Source organism: Bradyrhizobium yuanmingense (assembly GCF_029167105.1).
Classification (GTDB): Bacteria; Pseudomonadota; Alphaproteobacteria; order Rhizobiales; family Xanthobacteraceae; genus Bradyrhizobium; species Bradyrhizobium yuanmingense_A.
In genome coordinates, this window is sequence record NZ_JARFML010000096.1 from 1 (window position 1) to 2,628 (window position 2,628).

Consider the following 2,628-nt stretch of genomic DNA (forward strand, 5'->3'; position numbering starts at 1 on the left):
TGCGCAATCCGATGCAAGCCGGCCACTGATTCCGACGCAATCCGGCCACCGATTCCGACGGAAGTCGGCCACCCATTCCGATCGAAGCCGGCCCCCTGTTGAGACCGGCCTGACGCTCTCGAAGACGGCGATCGAATCGCGGACCAGCCCTCCTTTGCGGCCAAGCAATGGGAGGTCTGATGCCCGCCGAGAGAGCGCCGATGCGGAAGGTTCGAGAAGTCTTGAGACTGCGGCACGCCCTTGGCGTGAGCGACCGGCAGATCGCGGTCACCGTCGGCATCAGCCGATCGACGGTTGGCGAGTATCTGCGGCGGGCTGCCGTGATCGGCATCACCTGGCCGGTGCCGGAAGGGATGGACGACGGCGAGCTCGAGCGCCGGCTATTCACGTCGCCAACATTCGAGGAGAAGCCGGCGCGGCCGTTGCCCGACTGGACGGCGGTGCACCGGGAGCTGAAGCGGCGCGGAGTGACGCTGCTCCTGCTGTGGGAGGAATATCGCGCCGAGCACGCCGACGGCTATGGCTACAGCCGGTTCTGCGATCTCTACCGGAAATGGAGCGAGACGATCTCGCCGACCATGCGACAGGTGCACGGGCCTGGAGAGAAGCTGTTCGTCGACTTCGCGGGCGACACCGTGCCGGTGTTCGATGCCGCGACCGGCGCGCAGCGGCTGGCCCATGTCTTCGTCGCGGTGCTGGGAGCATCCAACTACACCTTTGCCGAGGCGCGCTGGTCGGAAGGGCTGGCCGACTGGATCGGGTTACACGTCAATGCCTTGCGCACGATCGGCGGCGTGCCGAAGGCGATCGTCTGCGACAATCTGAAGGCCGGCGTCACCGCCACCTGCCGCTATGAGCCGGGCATCAATCGCACCTACCAGGAACTGGCCGAGCATTACGGCACTGCGATCCTGCCCGCGCGTCCGAGGAAGCCGCGCGACAAGGCGAAGGTGGAAGTGGCGGTGCAAATCGTCCAGCGGTTCGTGCTGGCGCGGCTGCGCAACCGGCAGTTCTTCTCGCTTGACGAACTCAACGCGGCCATCCGCGAGGCGGTTGCCGACCTCAACGCCAGGATCATGCGCAAGCTCGGTGTGAGCCGCAACGAGTTGTTCGCACAGATCGACAAGACGGCGCTCAAAGCCTTGCCGCCGCTGCCGTATCAGTACGCCGAGTGGAAGAAGTGCCGCGTCGCGCCCGACTATCACGTCGAGATCGCCGGTCACTACTACTCGGTGCCCTCACGTCTGATCCGCGAGGAGCTTGAGGCGCGCATTACCGACCGGACGATCGAGATCCTGCACAAGGGCGTCCGGGTCGCCAGCCACGCCCGCTCTGACGTGCCCCATCGCCACACCACGATCCCGGAGCACATGCCGAGCGCGCACCGGCGCTATGCCGAATGGACGCCAACACGGATCAAACGAGAAGCCGCCAAGATCGGCCCCGCCACGATCGCGCTCGTCGAGGCGATCATGAAAGCCAAGCCACACCCCGAGCAGGGCTTCCGGGCTTGTCTCGGCATTCTGCGGCTCGCGCGCAGCTATGGCTCGGCGCGCGTCGAGGCCGGCTGCCGGCGCGGTAACGACATCGGAGCGACTTCCTACGGCTCGATCAAGTCGATCCTGCAGCACGGGCTCGATCGCGCCTACGCAAACGACAGGCCGCCGGACGACCCACCGATCCGCCACGGCAATATCCGCGGCACCGATTACTACCATTGAAGAAAGGAGAGACGATGTTGACACATCCCACCCACAACCGCCTCGTCGCGCTCGGGCTTAACGGCATGGCGAAGGCCCTCGACGAACAGCAGCGACAGCCCGACATCGCCACGCTGGCCTTCGAGGAGCGCCTCGCACTACTGGTCGATCGTGAGGCGACCGAGCGCGAGAACAAGCGGCTGATCGCTCGGTTGCGGTTCGCCAGCCTCCGGCAGAACGCCGTCGTCGAGGACATCGACATGAAGGCGCCGCGCGGGCTCGACAAGCCGCTGTTCCAAAAGCTCGTCGCCGGCGAGTGGATCGACCGGCATCAGAACCTGCTCATCATCGGCCCGACCGGCGTCGGCAAGAGCTGGATCGCGTGCGCCTTGGGCCACAAGGCCTGCCGGGACAACCGCTCCGTGCTCTATCAACGGCTGCCGCGGCTGTTCGAGGCGCTCACCCTCGCGCGGGGCGACGGCCGCCATGCTCGCCTCCTCAGGACCCTGGCGCGCGTCGAGCTGCTGGTCCTCGACGACTGGGGACTTGCCCCGATGACTGCCGAGCAGCAACGCGACCTGTTGGAGATGATGGAGGACCGCCATGGCCGCGGTTCGACCTTGGTGACAAGCCAGCTCCCGGTCGAGCATTGGCACGAGCTCATCGGCAACCCAACCATTGCCGACGCTATCCTCGATCGCCTCGTGCACAACGCCCACAGGCTCACCCTCAAGGGCGAGAGCCTACGCAAAGCCGCCGCCAAGCGTCAGACGCTTGACGACGAGCCCGCCAACTGAACTGATGACGACGTCGTCGCGAGAGCCCGCCTCGGCAGGCGGCCGGGATCATCGGAATCCCTGGCCGGCTTCAATCGGTATAGGCGGCCGGCTTCGCTCGGAATCCACGGCCGACTTCGTCGGAATGCGCA

At 66.1% G+C, this 2,628-nt stretch carries 2 protein-coding genes; both read left to right on the forward strand.

What is annotated here, in order from left to right; all coding sequences use genetic code 11:
* Positions 1–200: 200 nt before the first annotated feature.
* Complete coding sequence (istA, locus tag P0R31_RS40500; protein WP_430516902.1) at positions 201–1,721, forward strand: IS21 family transposase; 1,521 nt, start codon at positions 201–203, stop codon at positions 1,719–1,721.
* 14 nt (positions 1,722–1,735) lie between these two features.
* Positions 1,736–2,497 carry an IS21-like element helper ATPase IstB gene (gene istB, locus P0R31_RS40505; protein ID WP_275521192.1) on the forward strand — a complete coding sequence of 254 codons (762 nt, stop codon included), beginning with the start codon at positions 1,736–1,738 and terminating at the stop codon, positions 2,495–2,497.
* The last annotated feature ends 131 nt before the right edge of the window (positions 2,498–2,628 follow it).

What these genes read in the sequence shown, in the direction of transcription:
- istA (WP_430516902.1), top strand. Translation starts at nt 201, where the DNA reads ATGCGGAAGGTTCGAGAAGTCTTGAGACTGCGGCACGCCCTTGGCGTG.
- istB (WP_275521192.1), top strand. Translation starts at nt 1,736, where the DNA reads ATGTTGACACATCCCACCCACAACCGCCTCGTCGCGCTCGGGCTTAAC.